Consider the following 19,976-nt stretch of genomic DNA (forward strand, 5'->3'; position numbering starts at 1 on the left):
CGTTGGACGGTGACTGCGATGGGGATGGGCTGCTCACGCCCGCGCTCAGCCGCGGCACCACCCCCGGCGAGCTCCCGTGGAGCTCGGGTGGTGCGGGCACCTGGAGACCCAGGCGGTGGTCCGCGGACCCATGCCTTGACCGTACGCCAGGAACGCTCGCTGTGGCAGCCAAGGAGGGGGCGATTCTCGTGGCGCGCGCGAGGTCACCCGGACGCGCCGCGCCGGTGACGCTCAGTGGTCGCGAGCGTGACGGCACCCGACACGTCGGCGCCGGCCGCGCGCAGCGCGCGGGCCGCCTCGACCAGGGTCGCGCCGCTGGTGACGACGTCGTCGACGAGCACCACCGTGGCCCCGCGCGTGCGCGCGGCCACGGCCGCCGGGACGTGCAGGGCGGCGTGGACGTTCACCGCCCGCGCGGCGGCGGTCAGCCCGGACTGGTCGGCCAGCCGCCGGCGCACCCGCAGCACGGGCCACAGGCCGATGTCCGCGCCGCCGCGTCGCAGCCCGCGCACCACCCGGCGCGAGAGGTCGTCGACCGGGGCGCGGCCGCGGCGGCGCCGCGCGGCGGCGGTCGACGGCACCGGCACGAGCGCGGCGGCGGCCAGGCCACTGCCGGCGTACGCCGTCGCCACGGCGTGGGCCAGGACGTCGGTGACGTCGGCCCGGTCGCGGTCCTTCCAGGCGTTCACGGCGTCTCTCACGACGCCCTCGTAGCGAGCCGCTGACCACACGCTGGTGCCGTCGGCCAGCACGCGTGCGGGTGGTGGGTCGGCGAGGCTCGCGGCGCAGCCGGGGCACCAGCGCGTCGCGGCCGCACCGCAGCCGGCGCACGATCGCGGCAGGACGAGGTCGGCGGCTGCCTCCAGGGCCCCGGCGAGACCCCGCCAGGTCACTGCGGGATCGTGACGGACGTCCCGGGCCCGAGGGGGCGCCAGCCGTTGCCGGTGCGCACGAGCACGCGCCCGGAGCCGGTGACGACGTACACGGCGCGCAGGCCGTCACCAGCGCTGATCGTCACGGGGTCCTGCACCGGCGGCAGCGCGCCCACCAGGCCCCCCACCTCGACCTGGTACGGCTGGGCCGCACCAGGTGGACCGGCCAGCACGGCCAGGTTGGTGCGGTCGGCCCACGAGACGTCGCGGACGCTGGGGAGCGAGCGGGCGGCGCTGCGCGGTGGGGCCAGGCTGGTGGGCCGGCCCGTGCTGTCGCGGACGATGCCGGCGACGTCCAGGCGGCTCGGGCCGCCGCTCGTGGCCGAGACCACGGCCAGGCGCGACCCGTCGCGCGAGACGTCGAGCGCCAGCACGCGGCGTCCGCTGAGCCACCCCGGCCGCAGCAGCCGGGCGGCGCTGGTCTGCCCCGCTGAGGCCGCCGTCGACGACGTCGACGCCACCACGGCGAGCGCGCCGGCTCGGGCTCGATCGGCCGTCCAGGCCCAGCCGTGGACGTCGATCACGGGGTTGGTGAGGTCCGCGCCCGCGTAGAGCGTGGTGGCAGGTTGCTGGGCGGCCAGCGCCAGCAGCCGCCGCCCGCCGCTGTCGATGCCGAGCAGCAGGTCGTCGTCAGTGCCGGCCGCTACGGCTCGCAGGCCCCCGACGTCGATCCCCGCGTAGCGGCCGGCGGGAGCGCCGGCCAGCGCGCCCGTGCCCGGGTCGACCTGGCGCAGGCGCCCCTCGCTCAGCACGACGACGGGCCCGGCCACCCGCACGTCCTCGGCGTAACCCAGGTCACCGGCCGAACCCTTGTCGGGCAGGCCCGCCACGGGGTACGCGGCGCCGTCGGCGGTCAGCGAGATGCCGCTCACCGTCGGCAGCTGGCGCAGGCTGGCGGTCAGCTGGGCCCACAGCTGCTGGCGCTGCTCGGGGCTGGCGGCGAGCGCGGACGACGACAGGTCGATCTGCGCCGTGCCGTCTGAGGTGGGGACGGCGTCGACCCCGAGGGTCGTCATGCCGGGGGCGCCGGAGGTGACCGCCCCCCGCAGGTAGGGCGCCGGGCCCGCGAGCAGCGCCCGGACCATCTCGGTGGCCAGCCCCGCGCGCGGGCCGGCGAACCAGCGCAGGTCGGGCACCAGCACCCGCGTGCCGGTCGCGGCGAAGTAGAGCCGCAGCGGCGTGTAGGCCCGCTCGAACTCGTAGCGTGGCATCCACAGCCCGAGGTCGGGTTGCAGCGTGCTCACACGCCAGTCGCCGTCGGTGCGGGTGAGCTCGAACGACGTGGACGTCGTGGTGCCGGGTCGAGCGAGCACCAGCTGGCCGAGCTCGTCGATCACCGCCCACACGGGCGCGGAGACGACCACCTCGCGGTCGTGTCCGCGCGTTCGCGTCACGACGCTCAGGGAGGTGTCGTCGGGGTAGATGACGGTGCCCTGGGTGGGGTTCCACACCGACGACGCCTGGGCGGTGAGGAACGTGCGGGCGACCGCGTGGTCGTCGTCGAAGCCGGCGCCGGCGCGCAGGAAGCCGCTGACGACCGCGGCCGGCTCGGCGCCGGGCGCAGGCCCTTCGGGCACCACCCGCAACGGGTCGGCGGACACGTCGCCGATCTCGCGCCCCGCGCCGGCTTGGCCCGAGTCGGGCATGCTGCCGCCACAGGCGGCCAGCACGGCGAGCAGCACCGCGGCGAGCGCGCCCCCCAGCGCCCGAGTCCACTGGTCGCGGTGACGCAGGGCGTGCATCACCGGGCTCCTGGCCAGGGCGGCGGCAGCAGCGGCGCAGGGCGTACGGGCAGCCGCTGGTAGGGACGCCCGACGACGGGTTCGTCCTCGGGCGGCGCCAGCGGCAGCGGCGAGGAGGTCAGCTCGCCGCCCGCCGTGCGCGGCAGAGTCAACCGGAAGCACGAGCCCTCACCCGGCTCACCCCAGGCCTGCAGCCAGCCGCGGTGCAGCCGGGCGTCCTCGATGGCGATCGACAGGCCGAGACCCGTGCCCCCCACGGTGCGGGCGCGCGAGGGGTCGGCGCGCCAGAAGCGGTTGAAGACCAGCGCGGACTCTCCCGGGCGCAAGCCGACCCCGTGATCGCGCACCGACACCGCGACGGCGTGCTCGTCGCAGCCGATCCGCACCTCCACCGGCTTGCCGTTGCCGTGCTCCAGAGCGTTCACCACGAGGTTGCGCAGGATGCGTTCGATCCGCCGGGGATCGACCTCCGCCACCGCCGGACCGCACGAGAGGTCAGCGACGAGCAGGCTGCCGCTGGTCTCGGTGAGCGGCCCGGCGCCTTCGGCGACCCGCGACACCAGGTCGCGCAGGTCGACCGGCTCGACGTCGAGCAGGTCACCGCCGGCGTCGATCCGGCTGATCTCGAGCAGGTCGCCGAGCAGGGCCTCGAACCGGTCGAGCTGGGTCTGCAGCAGCTCGGCCGAGCGCGCCACCTCAGGGGCGAAGTCGTCCCGAGCCTCGTGCAGGACGTCGCCCGCCATCCGGATCGTGGTCAGCGGTGTGCGCAGCTCGTGCGACACGTCGCTGACGAACCGCTGCTGCACGCGCGAGAGGTGCTCGAGCTGGCTGATCTGGCTCTGCAGGTTGTGGGCCATGGTGTTGAACGAGGCCGCGAGCCGAGCGAGGTCGTCCTCTCCCCGCGCCACCATGCGCTCCTGCAGCCGTCCCGACGACAGCCGCTGCGCCACCATGGCGGCCTGGCGCACCGGCCGCACGACCTGCCGGGTCACCATGTACGCCACCCCGCCGACCAGGAGCACCAGCGCGATACCGCCACCGATGAGGCTGCGGCGCACCAGGTTGATGGTCTCCTGCTCGCGGTCGAGGCTGAACACGAAGTACAGCTCGTACTCGCCGGCGATCGGCACCGTCACGCGCGAGCCGATGGCGATGCCGGGTGTGCTGCGACTCGACCCCGTGTACCGCAGCCGGACGTACTGGCCCTCCTGGCGGCCGGAGGCGATGACGCGCTGGCGCAGCTCCATCGGGATGATCTGGCGGTCGACGTCGCGCGAGCTCAGGTCGGGCAGCACCGACGGGCGGTCGTTGCCGAGGCCGCGCAGCAGGATCACGTCGCGGCTGTCGTCCGGCTCGGGCGACGCGAGCCGCGGCAGCATGTCGTTGACCAGCACGTTGAGGCCGGACGAGTCGTTGACCGTGTCGAGCTGGGCCTGGGCGTCCCGCAGGCCGCGCGCCGCCTCCCCCCGCGCCGCCGCCAGCCGCTCCTCGATCAGGCCGGCCTGGATCCGCTGCAGCAGCAGCGTGCCGAGCGCCAGCACGACGACCAGCCCGAGCAGCATGGTCGCGGCGACCACCCGCAGCTGCAGCGACCGACGCCAGCGCCGCCGGACCGCGGTCAGCGGCCGGCTGAGCACCGCCGGCAGGCGCAGCCGCCCCCTCACCCCGACGCGCCCGCCTTGTACCCGACACCGCGCACGGTCACCACGATCTCGGGGTGCTCGGGGTCACGCTCGATCTTCGAGCGCAGCCGCTGGACGTGGACGTTGACCAGCCGCGTGTCGCCCGCGTGCCGGTAACCCCACACCTGCTCCAGCAGCACCTCACGCGAGAACACCTGCCAGGGCTTGCGCGCCAGAGCCACGAGCAGGTCGAACTCCAGCGGCGTCAAGGAGATCGGCTCGCCGCCCCGCGTCACGGTGTGGCCGGCGACGTCGATGGTCAGGTCGCCGATGTCGAGGCGCTCAGGCGCCGACTCCCCCGAGCTGCGCAGCCGCGCCCGCACCCGGGCGATGAGCTCCTTGGGCTTGAACGGCTTGACGACGTAGTCGTCGGCGCCGGACTCGAGACCGACGACGACGTCGATGGTGTCGCTCTTGGCGGTGAGCATGACGATGGGGACGCCGGACTCCGACCGGATCCGGCGGCACACCTCGATGCCGTCGACGCCCGGGAGCATGACGTCCAGCAGCACGAGGTCAGGGCGCAGGTCGCGGAAGGCCGCGAGCGCCGCCTCGCCGTCGCCGCAGTGCACCGGGTCGAAGCCCTCGCCGCGCAGCACGATGCCGAGCATCTCGGCCAGCGCCGTGTCGTCGTCGACGACCAGTACTCGACCCTTCATCGGTTCGCGTCTCCTTCGTCCCGTTGGCTCACCTCGCGCCCCTCGGCCGCACCATCGTCGCACCTGCGCCTGGCGACCGCGTCGCATCGTCCACAGGGTGCCGCCGCGCGAGTGGTCACCATGGCACGATGGTCTTGAGTCGGTGGCCGTCATGAGACGGCGGTCACCAGCCGCCGACCGCGCGCCGACGTCGGTGCGCACGAGCGGGCCGCCGAGGCCGAGGGGGAGCAGATGAGCGAGCCGCCGGCGTGGCAGCCGCCCGGCTCCTCCGTGCCTGGACCTCCCCCGTCGGCGGCCACGCCGACCGGGTCCCCCGGGCCGCCACCTGCGGGTGCGCCGCCGACCGGCTGGGGTCAGCCGACCACTGCCTGGGGCCCGGCGGTCGGGCCGGGTTACCTGCCGCCTCCCGAACCGCCCCGCCCCGGCGTGGTGCCGCTTCGCCCGCTCGGGCTCGGCGAGATCCTGGACGGCGCCGTGCAGACCATGCGGCACAACCCGCGCGTGATGTTCGGCCTGTCGGCGCTCGTCGCTGGTCTGGCGGCGGTGGTGTCATCCGCGCTGCTGTTCGTGGGAGTGCCGCAGCTCATGGCCGCCGCCGACCTCGCCGACAGCGCGGCGGCCGGGGGCTCCATCGACTCCGCGCAGGTGGCGTCGGCCATCAGCGGCGGCGTCGTCGGCTTCCTGGTGCCTGCCGTCTTCCAGGCTCTGGCGCTCGCCGTGCTCAACGGCATCCTGATCATCGCCGTGAGCGAGGCGGTGATCGGACGGCGCCCCAGCGTCGGAGACGTCCTGCACCGCGTGCGCTGGCGCGGCGTCGGCCGCCTGCTGCTGCTCTCGGTGCTCACCGGCGTCCTCTCGGTCGTGGTGCTCGCCGTGGTCGTGGTGCCCGTCGCGCTGCTGTACGTCGTCGCCGTGCCGGCGGGTGTCGTGGCTACGTTCCTGGGGCTGCCGCTGCTCGTCGTGATCGGGGTCGTGCTGTTCACGCGCCTCGCTTTCGCCGCGCCGTCGCTGCTGCTCGAGGAGCTCGGCGTGGTGGCGGCCCTGCGCCGGTCGTGGCGGCTGGTGGCGGGGTCGTTCTGGCGGGTCTTCGGCATCCTGCTGCTCAGCGCGGCGATCGCGTGGGCCGCATCCAGCCTGCTGCAGCTGCCGTTCAGCCTGCTGGGTCAGCTGGCGGCCCTGGCCGCTGCGGGTGCGCAGCCCTCCGAGGCCACCCAGCTCGTCGTGGCGACCGCGATCGCCAACCTCGGCGGTGTGCTCGGCTCAGCGGTGGTCGCACCCTTCACCGCCGGCGTCACCTCGCTGCTCTACATCGACCTGCGGATCCGCCGCGAGGGTCTCGACGTCGCCCTCGCCCGCGCCGCCAGCGCCGTCTGACCGTGAACGCACTGGCCGGCGCCGCGTTCAGCGCGGTGCTCACCGCGCCGCCGGTCGACCCCACTCGCGACGTGGCGCGCGAGTGGGCCCGCCGCGAGCTGAGCGACCCCGTGTACGCCAAGGCCCGGCCCGGTCTGCTCCAGCGGTTCGTCGAGTGGGTCATCGAGCGCCTGCAGGGCATCGACGTGTCGTCGTCGCTCGTCGCCGACCCGCGCACCGGATTGGTGCTGCTGGTGCTGGTGGTCGTGCTGGTCGTCACCGTGGTGCTGCTGCGCACCGGCCGGCTGCGCGGGCCCGGCCGGCGGGCGTCGTCCGAGGCGGTGTTCTCCGGCCGCGCGCTCGACGCCGCCGCCTACCGCGCACGAGCCGACGAGGCGGCGCACGCCGGGCGCTGGGCCGACGCCGTACGCGAGCGGTTCCGCGCCGTGGTGCGCTCCCTCGAAGAGCGCGTGGTGCTCGACGAGCGACCGGGGCGCACGGCTGACGAAGCGGCGGCCGAGGCCGCGGCCGCGCTGCCCTCCCTGGCCGACGAGCTGGCGGCGGGCGCGCGGCTCTTCGACGACGTCTGCTACGGCGACCGGACGGCCACGCCCGAGCACGACGCCCGGCTGCGCCGACTCGACGACGCCGTGCGGGCCGCCCGCCTGGAGCTCGCGTGAGCGACGTGCGGCAGCGGCTGCGTTCGTGGCGCGGGGTGGCCCTGGTGGTGCTCGTGATCGTCGTCGCCACAGCCAGCGGCGTCCTGCTGGCGCGGCCCACCGGTGCGGGCGCGCTCGATCCCACCAGCCCCGCGCCCGACGGCGCCCGCGCACTGGCCCAGGTGCTCCGCAGCCAGGGCGTCGAGGTGCGCGATGCACGACGGTTCGACGACGTCCGCGCCGCGGTGGACGCCGCCGCGCCCGACGTCACGCTCGTGCTCGCCCGGCCCGACCGGCTGGCTCCGGGCCGCGGCGGTGACCTGCGCGAGCTGGTGGCTGACGGCGGCACGACGCTCGTCGTGGTGGGCGCCGACAACGGCCTGCTGAGCGACCTCGATGCTCCGGTGGGCGCCGCGCCCGTCAGCGATCCGGCCGTGGTCGAACCCGGCTGCTCGGCCGCGACGCCGACGCGTGCCGGCGACGCCGTCCTGGGCGGTTTCGGCTACGGCAGTCAGCCAGCCGCTGCCGCCGCGGCCCCTGTGGCCGCCTGCTACCGCGTCGACGGCCAGCCGACGTACGTCGAGCTCGCTCGCACCGGCGGGGGCGCGACGGTGCTGCTCGGCTCAGGCGCGGCGCTCACCAACGACCGACTCACCGACGCCGGCGACGCGGCGCTCGCGATCGGCACGCTCGGCCGGCACCGCACCGTGGTGTGGTGGACGCCGGACCCGCTCGACGGCGTCGCGTCCGACGAGCCTGCGAGCCTCAGCTCGCTGCTGCCCGACGGCGTCCGGTTCGGCGCCGTGCAGCTGCTCGTCGTCGTGCTCGTGCTGGTGCTGTGGCGCGGCCGCCGTTTCGGGCGGCTGGTGCCCGAGCCGCTGCCCGTGGTGGTGCGGGCGGCCGAGACCACGGTCGGCCGCGGCCGGCTCTACCGCCGGGCCCGGGCCCGGGGTCGCGCCGCGCAGGTGCTGCGCGCCGCGACCGTGCGCCGGCTGGCGGTACGGTGCGGCCTGCCGCGCACCGCCGACGTCGAGCAGGTGGTGGCGGCGGCGAGCGTCCTCACCCGCAGGCCGGCCGGCGACGTCAGCTCCCTGCTCGTGGGCCCCGACCCGCGCGACGACGCGCACCTGGTGACCCTCGCGCGTGACCTGCAGTCCCTGGAGAGAGAGGCACAGCGACCGTGACCGACCAGCCCACCCCCACCGGCGAGCGCACCGACGGCCCGGACGACGAGGCGCGCAGTGCGCTGCAGGCCGTGCGCGCCGAGGTGGCCAAGGCGGTGGTCGGCCAGGACGCCGCCGTGACCGGCCTGGTCATCGCCCTGCTCGCTCGCGGCCACGTGCTGCTCGAGGGCGTCCCCGGCGTGGCGAAGACGCTGCTCGTGCGGGCGCTGTCGGCCGCACTCGACCTGCAGACGACCCGCGTGCAGTTCACGCCTGACCTCATGCCCGGCGACGTCACCGGGTCGCTCGTGTACGACGCGCGCACGGCGGAGTTCTCGTTCCGCGAGGGGCCGGTGTTCACGAACCTGCTGCTCGCGGACGAGATCAACCGCACTCCCCCCAAGACGCAGGCCTCGCTGCTGGAGGCCATGCAGGAGCGGCAGGTGAGCGTCGACGGCCGGCCGCGGCCGCTGCCCGACCCCTTCATGGTCTGCGCGACGCAGAACCCGGTGGAGTACGAGGGCACCTACCCGCTGCCCGAGGCCCAGCTCGACCGCTTCCTGCTCAAGCTGACGATGCCGCTGCCGCCGCGCGAGGACGAGGTGCAGGTGCTGCAGCGGCACGCCGCCGGCTTCGACCCCAGCGACCTGGCGGCGGCCGGCGTGCGCCCCGTGGCCGGCGCCCACCACCTCGCCGCCGGCGCCGCCGCGGTGCGCAGGCTGCACGTCGCTCCGGATGTGCTCGGGTACGTCGTCGACCTCGCCCGCGCCACCCGCACCTCGCCGTCCTTGTCCCTCGGCGTCTCACCGCGCGGCGCGACGGCCTTGCTGGCCACCAGCCGGGCGTGGGCGTGGCTCAGCGGCCGCGACTACGTCTCACCGGACGACGTCAAGGCCCTCGCGAGCGCGACGCTGCGCCACCGGGTGTCGCTGCGTCCGGAGGCCGAGCTCGAGGGCGTCACGGTCGACTCGGTGCTCGACGGCGTGCTGGCGTCCGTGCCGGTACCGCGCTGACCGCCGTGGTCGTCACCGGCCGCGCGGCGCTGCTCGCCGCGCTGGGCGTCCTGTGGGTCGGGCTCGTGCAGCCCGACTGGGACGGCGTGCTGGTGTGGCTGGCTGTCGTCGTCGCGGCGGTCACGGTGGACGTCGTGCTCGCCGCCAGCCCGCGGGACCTCACGGTGACCCGTGAGACCGCGGCCTCGGTGCGACTGGGCGAGCCCACCACCAGCGTGCTGACGCTCACCAACCGAGGCCGGCGTCGGCTGCGCGGCCGGGTGCGCGACGCGTGGCCGCCGTCGGCCGGAGCCGACCAGGACCGGCACGCGCTGTCCCTGCCGGGTGGCGAACGGCGTCGAGTGAGCACGGCGCTGCAGCCGACGCGGCGGGGCGACCGCGTCGCCGACCGCGTCACCGTGCGCTCGCTCGGCCCGCTCGGGGTCGGCGGCCGCCAGCGCTCGCTCGAGGTGCCGGGTCGACTGCGCGTGCTGCCGCCGTTCGCGTCCCGCCGGCACCTGCCCAGCCGCCTCGCGCGGCTGCGCGAGATCGACGGCCGCTCGGCCACCAACATCCGCGGCCAGGGCACCGAGTTCGACTCGCTGCGCGACTACGTCGAGGGGGACGACGTGCGCAGCATCGACTGGCGGGCGACCGCGCGGCGGCGGCAGGTGGTCGTCCGGACGTGGCGGCCCGAGCGAGACCGGCACGTCCTGATCGTGCTCGACACGTCCCGGACGTCGGCCGGTCGCGTCGGTGACGCACCGCGCCTGGACGCTGCCATGGAGGCCGCGCTGTTGCTGGCGGCGCTCGCCTCCCGCGCCGGTGACCGGGTCGACCTCGTCGCGCTCGACCGGCGGGTCCGCGCCCGGGTGGAAGGGGCGTCCCCGGCGACGCTGCTGTCGAGCCTGGTGACGGCCCTGGCGCCGCTGGAGGCCGAGCTGGTCGAGTGCGACTGGGCGCTCGCCGTGCGCACGGTGCTCGGCCGGCTGAGCCACCGGGCGCTCGTCGTCCTGCTCACTCCGCTGGAGGCCGCGGCGGTCGAGGAGGGCCTGCTGCCGGTGCTCGGACAGCTGACCCGCCGGCACCAGGTCGTCGTGGCGTCGGTCGCCGACCCTGAGGTGGAAGCGTTGCGGCGCAAGCGCGACACCGTCGAGGAGGTCTACGACGCCGCCGCCGCCGAGCGCGGGGCACTCGAGCGCGACCGCGTCGAGCGCCTGCTGACGCGCCTCGGAGCCGACGTCGTCGACGCGCCGCCCGACGACCTCGCGCCGCGGCTGGCCGACCGCTACCTCGCGCTCAAGGCTGCCGGCCGACTCTGACTGGGTGGATCCCATTGGGCGGCGCGCGAGGCTGAGGGCCGCGCCGCGGTGCCAACGGGCGCAGGAAGGACGCCAAGCGCGGTCACAGCTGCGAGTCGATGCCCCGGCTATGACAGCGGCTACGTCAGAATGCCGCCATGGAACTGGCCATCGAGTTGTGGGACGAGCCGGAACTCCAGCGCTGCACTGACTGTGGTGGCCGTCGCAAGTTCTATTCCGGTGAGGTTCTCAGCCCGGACGTGGAGACGGTCGCGGTGTTCCTGACCTATCTGTACGAGCATGACGGAGACCGTGAGGTGTTCATCGATGCGGTCTTCGGCACCTGGGGGGCGGACGCCGCCGACGATCACGAGACCTTCGGGGCGCGCACGGGTCGCATCGAGGGCACCGAAGGAGATGTGTCCAGTCTGGTCACCGGCGGCCACCAGGCGCCGGATGACGCGGACGTCCTGGGGGTCCGGCTGACCCGCGAGCACGCCATGAACCATCCACTGCTGCCGCTGTTCTGGCAGGTCAACGACCTGCTGCTGAGGGAGATCGCGTCGCAGCCCCAGAGCTGGACGGGCGTCCGGGGCGGCAGCGGACGCACTCGACGTCGTCGATTGCGGCGAGGTAAGTAACCAGTCCTTGCCGCAAGGTGGGGCTTGTCGTTGCCCCCCGCACATCACCAGAGCTGAGCGCACTACGCGGCAGAAGAGTGCATTCGGCAGCGGGTCCAGGACGGCGGTGCGCCCGGCGGGAGGCAATGCACTGGAGGCCGGCGCTACGCGGCATGAACGGGCGTGACCCCGAGCTGTACCTCGCAACCCGACTGCCATGCCTGGTCAGTCTCAGGATCCTGGGCTCGCAATGGGACACATCCCAGTGAGCGCCGCCTCGGCGCCCGCCTCAGCCGGCGGTGGGCAGCACGTCGCTGACGTCGCGGGCGTCCAGGTCACCGATGTCGCCGCGCTGCACCGCCCAGCGCCCGAGCGTGAACACGTAGGTGAGGAACGCGAGCTCGGCCAGCGCCCCGATGCCGATGCGCGCCCAGGTCGGCAGCCCCGACGGTGTCACGAACGCCTCGATCACACCGGACACCGCGAGCACCACCACCAGCCCCATGGCGATTCCGACCGCGGCTCGCCCCTCCTCCGCGAGCGCCCGCGCGCGGGTCCGCGGGCCGGGATCGACCCACGCCCAGAAGAGCCGCAGCCCCGTCCCCGCTGCGACGAACACGGCCGTGAGCTCGAGCAGGCCGTGCGGCAGGATGAGCCCGAAGAACAGGTCCAGCCGGCCGCCGGCGGCCATCAACCCGCCCACCAGGCCCAGGTTCGCGACGTTCTGGAAGAGCACGTACACCACCGGCAGGCCGAGGATCCCGAAGGCGATGCTCAGCGCCGCGACCCACGCGTTGTTCGTCCAGACCTGGGCGGCGAAGCTGCTGGCGGCGTACTCGGAGTAGTAGGACTCGAAGTCGTTCTGCACCAGCTGGCGCACCTGGTCCTGGCTCGCGACGGCGGCCTGCACCTGGGGGTGGGTGGCCACCCACCAGCCGATCACCGCGGCGACCGCGAGACTGACCGCCAGGGTGGCCGCCCACCAGCGCCGGGCGCGGTAGACCGCCGCCGGGAACGAGCGGGTGAAGAAGCGCGCCAGGTCGCTCCACGCGCCTTCCGGTGCGCCGGTGATCGCCGCGCGCGCCCGCGTGACGAGCGTCGACAAGCGCGTCACCAGCGCCGGGTCGGGCGCGGCCGAGCGCACCACCGACAGCTGCGTGGCCGACCGCTGGTACAGCGCGATCAGCTCGTCGGACTCCGCGCCGTCCAGTCGACGCCGGCCGCTCAGCTCGGCCAGCCGCGCCCACTCCTCGCGGTGCGCGCTCACGTAGGCGTCGAGGTCCACAGCCGCGAGCCTAGCCGTCGAAGCAGTCGTCACTGGGCGACGTCCCCCGCCGCACCCGACGGGCGGCCACCGCGAGGGTGCAGCCGTGGATACATCCAGTTCGGGGTGATCACCACCGTCTCGCTGCACCCATCACTGCACCCATCGCTGCACCCATCGCTGCACCCATCACTGCACCCATCACGGCACCACCACCCAGGAGGGCGCGACTACGCTGGCGGGCATGGCGATGACGTCGGGGGGCGCGGGTGTCGTCACCGGTGAGGCGGTGCTGCTCGACATCAGGGCGGCCTCGTTCGCCTCACGCGCGGTCTCCGGTGCCATCGACCTCGCCGTGGCGGGGATCGCGCTGTTCGCGATGCTGTTCGTGGTGGCGGGTCTCGCGAGCAGCCTCGACGAGGCCGCGGCCAGCGCGCTGATGCTCGTGGTGTTCGTGGCGGTGGCGGTGGGCGTGCCGGTCGTCGTCGAGACCCTGACGCGCGGGCGCACGCTCGGCAAGCTCGTGATGGGCTTGCGCACCGTGCGCGACGACGGCGGCCCGATCCGGCTGCGGCATGCCGTCGTGCGGGCACTGGTCGGCTTCGTCGAGCTCTATCTGCTCATGGGGGTGCCGGCGCTCATCTGCTCACTGCTGTCACCGCGTTCGCAGCGGCTGGGCGACCTCGCCGCGGGCACCTACGTCGTCCGCGAGCGCGCTGCTCGACAGGCCTCGGCGATGGCCCACCTGCCGCCGCACCTGGCCGGGTGGGCGCACACGGTCGACATCGGCCGCCTGCCGGACGCCCTCGCGCTGTCGGTGCGCCAGTTCCTCAGCCGGGCCCCCGGCATGCACGCGGGCGCCCGCGACGCGATGGCGCGCCAGCTGGCGCAGGCAGTCTCCGCTCACGTCGCGCCCGCACCACCTGCGGGCACCCACCCCGAGGACTTCCTGGCCGCCGTCCTGGCCGAGCGCCGTCGGCGCGACCTCGAGCGGCTGGCCCGCGAGGAGCACGCGCGAAGGCGCCTGGCCGCTGTCGACTCCGTCGACGCGGCGCTGGCGCGCGTCCGGCGTCCCTGACGGGCCACTCACCGACAACGCAACAGTGGCCCACCCCGATCGCTCGGAGTGGGCCACTGCTCACATCTCGCGTCGGCCGAAGCCGACGGGATCAGTACCGGTAGTGGTCGGGCTTGAACGGGCCCTCGACCGGCACGCCGAGGTACTCGGCCTGCGGCTTGGTGAGCTCGGTGAGCTTGACGCCGAGCGCGTCCAGGTGCAGGCGCGCGACCTTCTCGTCGAGGTGCTTGGGCAGCACGTGGACGCCGAGCGGGTACTCCTCGCCGCGGGTGAACAGCTCGATCTGCGCGATCGTCTGGTTCGAGAACGAGTTGCTCATCACGAAGCTCGGGTGGCCGGTGGCGTTGCCGAGGTTCAGCAGGCGACCCTCGCTCAGCACGATGATCGAGTGACCGTCGGAGAAGGTCCACTCGTGCACCTGCGGCTTGATCTCGGTCTTCGTGATGCCGGGGGTGCGAGCCAGACCGGCCATGTCGATCTCGTTGTCGAAGTGGCCGATGTTGCCGACGATCGCCTGGTGCTTCATCTGGCCCATGTGCTCGGCCGTGATGACGTTGAAGCAGCCGGTGGTGGTGATGAAGATGTCGGCGTCGGCGACGACGTCCTCCAGGCGCGCGACCTGGTAGCCCTCCATCGCGGCCTGCAGCGCGCAGATCGGGTCGACCTCGGTGACGATGACGCGCGCGCCCTGGCCACGCAGCGACTCCGCGCAGCCCTTGCCGACGTCGCCGTAGCCGCAGACGACCGCGACCTTGCCGCCGATCAGGACGTCGGTGGCGCGGTTGAGGCCGTCGATCAGGCTGTGCCGGCAGCCGTACTTGTTGTCGAACTTGGACTTGGTGACCGAGTCGTTGACGTTGATGGCCGGGAAGAGCAGGTCACCGGCCTCGGCGAGCTGGTACAGGCGGTGGACGCCGGTGGTGGTCTCCTCGGTGACGCCCTTGAGGCCGGCGGCGATCGTCGTCCACTTCTGCGGCTCGTCGGCGATGGTGCGGCGCAGGACGTCGAGGATGACGCGGTACTCCTCGTTGTCGTCCTCGGTGGTCTGCGGGACGGCACCGGCGAGCTCGAACTCCTTGCCCTTGTGCACGAGCAAGGTGGCGTCGCCGCCGTCGTCGAGGATCAGGTTCGGGCCGCGCTGGCCATCAGCGCCGGCCGGCCAGGTGAGGATCTGCACGGTGCAGTCCCAGTACTCCTCGAGCGTCTCGCCCTTCCAGGCGAACACCGGCACACCCTGAGGGTTCTCCGGCGTGCCGTTCGGGCCCACGACGACAGCGGCCGCGGCCTCGTCCTGGGTCGAGAAGATGTTGCAGGAGGCCCAGCGCACCTCGGCACCGAGCGCCACGAGGGTCTCGATGAGGACGGCGGTCTGCACGGTCATGTGCAGCGAGCCGGCGATACGCGCGCCCTGGAGGGGCTGCGTCGGGCCGAACTCCTCGCGCAGGGCCATCAGGCCCGGCATCTCGTGCTCGGCGAGACGGATCTGGTGACGGCCGGCCTCGGCGAGGCCGAGGTCCTTGACCTTGTAGTCGAACGACATGAAGGGACCTTTCGGGTCGGGGGTGTGTTCCGGTAGGGAGCCGGCGCAGCCCCTCTGGGCCTGCGGCATCACCGACGCCGGAACGCCCACCAGTCTACCGCCGAACCCTCGGCCGTCTCTCCCCCAAACCGGTGCACCGGCGACCGGACCTCCGCTCACGAGCCGGCTTCAGGTGGCCACGGGTCACAGGCCGGCGAACAGGTCGGTCTCGAGACCTTCGTCGCCGACCGGCCCCTGACGTCCCTTCGCCAGCCGGAAGTACTCGAGGCCCCACATCTCGGCGACGTCACCCGAGGCGGCGAAGAAGGGGCCGTCGGGTGCGATCTGGCTGCGGTGCGCCTTCATCGCCGCGACCTTGCGGTCGGTGTGCTCGCGCGCGTCGACGACGGCCGCGAGGTCGGCGTCCGGTGTGACGAACGGCGGGAGCGGACCGTCGGGGTCCATGCCCTCGAAGGTCGTGGTGTCGCCGGACTCACGCAGCCGCCGCAGCCCCTCGCGCATCCGACTCTCCGACATCGCGCCCCAGTAGATCTTCGGGACGTCCCACGCCTCACCGAGGTCACGCCGGTACGACGGCACGGCCGCCAGCTGCGCGCCGTACATCGCGACACGGTGTGCCTGGATGTGGTCGGGGTGGCCGTAGCCGCCGAACTCGTCGTACGTCACCAGCACCTGCGGGCGCACCTCGCGGACGATCTCGACCAGCAGGGTCGCGGCCTCGGTGAGGTCGGCGTTCCAGAACGCGCTCTCGTGGACGTCGTCCGCGGCCACCGCGTGACCGTCCTCGTGCCACTTCATGCCCGAGTCGCGGTAGCGGCCGAAGCCGCCCAGGAACCGGTGGTCGGTGACGCCCAGCGCGGCCATCGCGGCCGCGAGCTCGCCGCGACGGTGCTCGCCGAGACCGCCGTCGCGCTCGTCGGCGAGGTGCTCGAGGTCGGGGACGACGATCTCGCCGAGCTCACCGGCCGTGCACGTCACGAGGGTGACGCCGCGCCCCTCGGCGGCGTAGCGGGCCATCGTGGCGCCCTGGCCGATCGACTCGTCGTCGGGGTGGGCGTGGACGAGCAGGATCCGCTGCTCTGGGAGGTCGCTCATGGTTCGACCGTAGCCCGCGGGTCCGACACCGCAGCGCGGCGGATGTCGGGCTCGAGGTAGATGACCCGGGCGATGGGCACGGCCTCGCGCACGCGCACCTCAGCGGCGTCGATCGCCTCGGCGACGTCGGCCGCCGACTCGGTGGGCGGCACGGCGATCTTCGCCGCCACCAGCAGCTCCTCCGGCCCGAGGTGCAGCGTGCGCATGTGGATGATCGAGCTGACGCCGGGGCCCACGAGCGCGGCCTCGATGCGGCGCACGGCCTCGGGGTTGGCGGACTCGCCCAGCAGCAGCGACTTCATCTCGACCGCCAGCACGGCCGCCACCACCACGAGCAGGACGCCGATCGCGGCCGTGCCCACGGCGTCCCACCGGCCGTTGCCGGTGAGCAGGGTGAGCGTGACGCCGAAGAGCGCGAACACCAGGCCGAGCAGGGCGGCGAGGTCCTCGAGCAAGATCACGGGCAGCTCGGGCGCCTTGGCCGTGCGCACGAAGTCCTTCCACGAGCGGTCACCGCGCACCGCGTTGGACTCGTGGATCGCCGTGCGGAAGGAGTAGGACTCCATACCGATCGCGGCGACCAGCACGACCACCGGCACCCACTGCCACGAGTCGATCCCGTGCGGGTCGTGCCACTTGTGGTACGCCTCGTAGAGCGCGAACAGACCGCCCACGGTGAACAGCACGATCGACACGACGAAGCCGTACACGTACCGCTCGCGCCCGTACCCGAACGGGTGCTGCGGGGTCGCAGCGCGCTGGGCTCGCTTGCCGCCGACCAGCAGCAGCACCTGGTTGCCGGAGTCGGCGAGGCTGTGGATCGACTCGGCCAGCATCGAGCTCGAGTGCGTGAGCAGGAACGCCACGAACTTGGTGACCGCGATGCCGAGGTTGGCCGACAGGGCCGCCACGATCGCCTTGGTACCGCCGCCTGAAGACATGCCGTGGTGCTCCTTGGTGGATCGGATGAGGCCGAGGACAAAGGCTGGGAGGGACGCTGGGAAGCAGGCCGCGAGGGACGTCGCTCAGCGCGCGTCGCGCAGGTCGGCCACGTGCGGTGACAGGCCGGGGTCGAGCCCCAGCGCGATGGCGAGGTAGGCCGCCGCGAAGTCGGTGTGGGCCACGAGCCCGGCGAGCCGCTCGAGGGGGTGCCCCGGCTCGGCCGCGAGCTCGCTGACGGCCACCCCGACGTCCTCGGCGAGGCCCCGCACCCGGTCGGCCAGCGCAGCGGCCTCGAAAGCGGCCTGGTCGTCCTGCTCGGGCACCGGGGGCGGCTCGCGCAGCATGAGCAGGCGCAGGCTCGGGCCACGGGGTGCGTCCAGGAACGGGTCGGCGAAGACGTCGTGGGACTGGGCGGTGAACGGCCCGTCGAAGGTGGCGACCACCTCGCTGGCGTCGTCGGGCAGCGAGCCATGCACCGCCGGGGTGCGAGCGGTGCGGGCCAGCATGGCGGCGGCGCGCGCCGCCGCGACGCCGGTCACCAGACCGTCGCCCAGCACCACCGGCACCGAGCCGGCCAGCTGCAGCGCCAGCACCTTGGCCGGGTTGACGAACGACTCCGACCCCGGGCGGCAGGCCTCGGCCTGGTCGTCGAGCCGGTCGGCCACGCTGGCGAGCAGGTCGTCGGTGACCTCGATGATGCCGAGGCTGTCGGCGGCCTGCAGCACCGGCACGAGCAGCGACCACAGCGAGGTGCGCGACGACGTCCCGCCGGTCGTGCGTCCCGGCTCGTGCGGCCGCTGCACCGGCACGTGCACCCCGCGAGCGCGCGCGCAGACGTCGGCCAGCGGGGAGTCGGGGGCGCCCACGGTGAGCAGCCGGGCACCTCGGCGTCCGGCCTCCGCGGCCAGCGCCAGTGGCCCCCGCGCCCGGCCGGACAGCGACACCGCGACCACCATGTCGAGCGGGCCGACCCACCCGGGCAGCGGCAGGCCGCGCCGTACGGCGACGGGCACCGGCGAGCCCGCGCCAGCCAGCAGGGCCAGCACATCGGCCACCAGCGCCGAGCCACCGAGCGAAGCCACCACCACCGACCGCGGCCGGTCTCCGTCGCCGATGCCGCGCACGCCGGCCTCTGCACCGCGCACGGTGGCCTCGCGCACCTGGGCCCCGGCCGTCGCCAGCGCCCGCAGGACCCCTGTGGGGTCGGCGGCAGCGATGGCGTCGGCGTCGTCGAGGACCTGCTCGGCCCGCTCGTCCACGTCAGCCTCGCGTCGGACGCGCTTCGTCGACGAGCATGACGGGGATCCCGCCGTCGACGCGGTACGCCAGCCCGCACTCGGCGGACGTGCAGACGAGCTCGGGGCCCCCGTCGGGGCCGGAGTCGTCACGCAGCTCGCTGTGGCACTTCGGGCAGCGCAGGATCTCGCGCAGCCACGGCTCGAGCGCGCCGGTCTGCTGGCTGCTGGTCACGGTGCCTCCAGGGGTTCAGGAATGCCTCTAGCCTGCCAGGTCAGGCGCGGATGAGGGCCAGAGCCTCGTCGCGCACGCGCTCCATCGTCTCGCGGTCGCGCGCCTCGACGTTGAGACGCAGCAGCGGCTCGGTGTTGCTGGCCCGCACGTTGAGCCACCACACGGGGTGCCCGTCGGCGTCGTCGCACGTCAGGGTCAGGCCGTCGAGGGTGTCGGCGGCGACGTCGTCCCGGCTGAACGCGTCGCGGACGGCGGCGGTGCGGTCGGCGGCGTCCGTCACCGTGCTGTTGATCTCGCCCGAGGCCACGTACCGCTCGTACTCGGCGGCCAGCTGGGACAGCGGCTCGGGCTGCTCCCCCAGCGCCGCGAGCACGTGCATCGCCGCGAGCATGCCGGTGTCGGCGAACCAGAAGTCGCGGAAGTAGTAGTGGGCCGAGTGCTCACCGCCGAAGACAGCCTGCTCGCGCGCCATCTCGGCCTTGATGAACGAGTGCCCGACCCGCGTGCGCACCGGCCGCCCCCCGCGCTCGGCGACGATCTCGGGCACGGCGCGCGAGGTGATGAGGTTGTGGATCACCGTGGGCGTACCACCGGCGGCGAGGTCGCGCGCGATCTCACGGGCTGCCACCAGCGCCGTCACGGCACTGGGACTCACCGGCTCGCCACGCTCGTCGATCACGAAGCAGCGGTCGGCGTCGCCGTCGAACGCCAGGCCGAGGTCGGCGCCGTGCGCGACGACGGCGGACTGCAGGTCGCGCAGGTTGGCCGGGTCGAGCGGGTTGGCCTCGTGGTTGGGGAACGTGCCGTCGAGCTCGAAGTACAGCGGGACGACGGTGATCGGCAGCGGCGGCAACCCGGCGGCGTCCTCGAGCACCGCCGGCACCGTGTGGCCGGCCATGCCGTTTCCGGCGTCGACGACGACAGTGAGCGGCCGCACGGCGCTGAGGTCGACCAGGCCGCGCAGGTGCCGGGCGTAGTCGGCGAGCAGGTCGCGCTCGTGGCGCTCGCCGCGGCGGTCTGCGGTCGGCAGCTGCCCGGCGTCGAGGTACTGCTCGGCGAGCCGGCGGACGTCGGCGAGACCGGTGTCGGCGCCGACCGGCCGTGCGCCCGAGCGGCAGAGCTTGATGCCGTTGTACTGCGCCGGGTTGTGGCTGGCCGTGAACATCGCGCCGGGGGCCTGCAGCGCGCCGGAGGCGTAGTAGAGGCCGTCGGTGGAGGCCAGGCCGGCGAGGACGACGTCGCGGCCCTGGCTCTGCACTCCGGCAGCGAACGCGGAGGCGAGCGCGGGTGAAGAGGGCCGCATGTCGTGGGCGACGACGACCGGCGCGGTGCCGTCGTCCGCCACCACCTGGGCGAAGGCCGCCCCGAGCGCTCGGGCCACCGGCTCGTCGAGCTGGTCGGGCACCACCCCGCGCACGTCGTAGGCCTTGACGATGCCGGACAGGTCGCGCACTCGGTGGGTCTCCTCGGTCTGCTCGGCGCAC

At 74.1% G+C, this 19,976-nt stretch carries 18 protein-coding genes; 7 read left to right on the plus strand and 11 right to left on the minus strand.

What is annotated here, in order from left to right; all coding sequences use genetic code 11:
* Positions 1-203: 203 nt before the first annotated feature.
* The 4 genes from ASD06_RS02420 to mtrA are packed head-to-tail and all read right to left on the minus strand — an operon-like array spanning position 204 to position 5,015.
* Positions 204-893, minus strand: coding sequence for a phosphoribosyltransferase family protein (locus ASD06_RS02420; protein WP_056672490.1), 690 nt, complete (start codon positions 891-893; stop codon positions 204-206).
* Complete coding sequence (locus ASD06_RS02425) at positions 890-2,674, minus strand: LpqB family beta-propeller domain-containing protein (RefSeq protein ID WP_056672491.1); 1,785 nt, start codon at positions 2,672-2,674, stop codon at positions 890-892. The genes ASD06_RS02420 and ASD06_RS02425 overlap by 4 nt, the downstream gene beginning before the upstream one ends.
* Positions 2,674-4,338 (minus strand): MtrAB system histidine kinase MtrB, encoded by a 1,665-nt coding sequence (gene mtrB, locus ASD06_RS02430; RefSeq protein ID WP_200941805.1) that lies wholly within the window; start codon positions 4,336-4,338, stop codon positions 2,674-2,676. The genes ASD06_RS02425 and mtrB overlap by 1 nt, the downstream gene beginning before the upstream one ends.
* Positions 4,335-5,015 carry an MtrAB system response regulator MtrA gene (gene mtrA / locus ASD06_RS02435; protein ID WP_056672493.1) on the minus strand — a complete coding sequence of 227 codons (681 nt, stop codon included), beginning with the start codon at positions 5,013-5,015 and terminating at the stop codon, positions 4,335-4,337. The genes mtrB and mtrA overlap by 4 nt, the downstream gene beginning before the upstream one ends.
* 231 nt (positions 5,016-5,246) lie before the next feature.
* On the opposite strand from mtrA, the gene ASD06_RS02440 reads away from it, so the two are divergent.
* The 6 genes from ASD06_RS02440 to ASD06_RS02465 all read left to right on the plus strand — a co-directional run bounded on the left by ASD06_RS02440 (position 5,247) and on the right by ASD06_RS02465 (position 11,124).
* The gene (locus ASD06_RS02440) at positions 5,247-6,389 is read left to right on the plus strand and encodes a glycerophosphoryl diester phosphodiesterase membrane domain-containing protein (RefSeq protein ID WP_157371443.1); all 1,143 of its coding nucleotides are present in this window, start codon (positions 5,247-5,249) and stop codon (positions 6,387-6,389) included.
* Between the two features lie 2 nt (positions 6,390-6,391).
* A complete protein-coding gene (locus ASD06_RS02445) occupies positions 6,392-7,048 on the plus strand; it encodes a DUF4129 domain-containing protein (RefSeq protein ID WP_200941806.1) in 657 nt (218 codons plus the stop codon).
* On the plus strand, positions 7,045-8,211 hold the full coding sequence (locus tag ASD06_RS02450; protein ID WP_056672497.1) for a DUF4350 domain-containing protein: 1,167 nt from the start codon (positions 7,045-7,047) through the stop codon (positions 8,209-8,211). The genes ASD06_RS02445 and ASD06_RS02450 overlap by 4 nt, the downstream gene beginning before the upstream one ends.
* Positions 8,208-9,203 carry a MoxR family ATPase gene (locus ASD06_RS02455; protein ID WP_056672499.1) on the plus strand — a complete coding sequence of 332 codons (996 nt, stop codon included), beginning with the start codon at positions 8,208-8,210 and terminating at the stop codon, positions 9,201-9,203. Before ASD06_RS02450 ends, ASD06_RS02455 begins: the two co-directional genes overlap by 4 nt.
* Before the next feature lie 5 nt (positions 9,204-9,208).
* On the plus strand, positions 9,209-10,504 hold the full coding sequence (locus ASD06_RS02460; RefSeq protein ID WP_056672500.1) for a DUF58 domain-containing protein: 1,296 nt from the start codon (positions 9,209-9,211) through the stop codon (positions 10,502-10,504).
* A 137-nt stretch (positions 10,505-10,641) separates the two neighbouring features.
* Complete coding sequence (locus ASD06_RS02465; RefSeq protein WP_056672502.1) at positions 10,642-11,124, plus strand: hypothetical protein; 483 nt, start codon at positions 10,642-10,644, stop codon at positions 11,122-11,124.
* A 268-nt stretch (positions 11,125-11,392) separates the two neighbouring features.
* Here the strand turns inward: ASD06_RS02465 and ASD06_RS02470 are convergent, their stop codons facing one another.
* On the minus strand, positions 11,393-12,388 hold the full coding sequence (locus ASD06_RS02470) for a stage II sporulation protein M (RefSeq protein ID WP_056672505.1): 996 nt from the start codon (positions 12,386-12,388) through the stop codon (positions 11,393-11,395).
* 223 nt (positions 12,389-12,611) lie between these two features.
* Here ASD06_RS02470 and ASD06_RS02475 point away from each other — a divergent pair, with 223 nt between their 5' ends.
* Positions 12,612-13,445: an RDD family protein gene (locus ASD06_RS02475; protein WP_056672506.1), complete on the plus strand. Its 834-nt coding sequence runs from the start codon at positions 12,612-12,614 to the stop codon at positions 13,443-13,445.
* A gap of 91 nt (positions 13,446-13,536) precedes the next feature.
* Here the strand turns inward: ASD06_RS02475 and ahcY are convergent, their stop codons facing one another.
* From ahcY to ASD06_RS02505, 6 genes are all read right to left on the minus strand, one after another.
* Positions 13,537-14,985, minus strand: coding sequence for an adenosylhomocysteinase (gene ahcY / locus ASD06_RS02480; RefSeq protein ID WP_056672508.1), 1,449 nt, complete (start codon positions 14,983-14,985; stop codon positions 13,537-13,539).
* A gap of 183 nt (positions 14,986-15,168) precedes the next feature.
* A complete protein-coding gene (gene mshB, locus ASD06_RS02485) occupies positions 15,169-16,080 on the minus strand; it encodes an N-acetyl-1-D-myo-inositol-2-amino-2-deoxy-alpha-D-glucopyranoside deacetylase (protein ID WP_056672510.1) in 912 nt (303 codons plus the stop codon).
* Positions 16,077-17,021: a cation diffusion facilitator family transporter gene (locus tag ASD06_RS02490; RefSeq protein ID WP_056672512.1), complete on the minus strand. Its 945-nt coding sequence runs from the start codon at positions 17,019-17,021 to the stop codon at positions 16,077-16,079. The genes mshB and ASD06_RS02490 overlap by 4 nt, the downstream gene beginning before the upstream one ends.
* Before the next feature lie 84 nt (positions 17,022-17,105).
* Positions 17,106-18,281, minus strand: coding sequence for an SIS domain-containing protein (locus ASD06_RS02495; protein ID WP_056672514.1), 1,176 nt, complete (start codon positions 18,279-18,281; stop codon positions 17,106-17,108).
* A 1-nt stretch (position 18,282) separates the two neighbouring features.
* Positions 18,283-18,492 (minus strand): Trm112 family protein, encoded by a 210-nt coding sequence (locus tag ASD06_RS02500; protein ID WP_056672516.1) that lies wholly within the window; start codon positions 18,490-18,492, stop codon positions 18,283-18,285.
* 40 nt (positions 18,493-18,532) lie between these two features.
* Entirely contained in the window at positions 18,533-19,945 is a 1,413-nt protein-coding gene (locus ASD06_RS02505) for a phosphomannomutase/phosphoglucomutase (protein ID WP_056672518.1), read from the minus strand.
* Positions 19,946-19,976: the final 31 nt, after the last annotated feature.

Origin of the sequence: Angustibacter sp. Root456, assembly GCF_001426435.1 — a bacterium.
GTDB lineage: Bacteria > Actinomycetota > Actinomycetes > Actinomycetales > Angustibacteraceae > Angustibacter.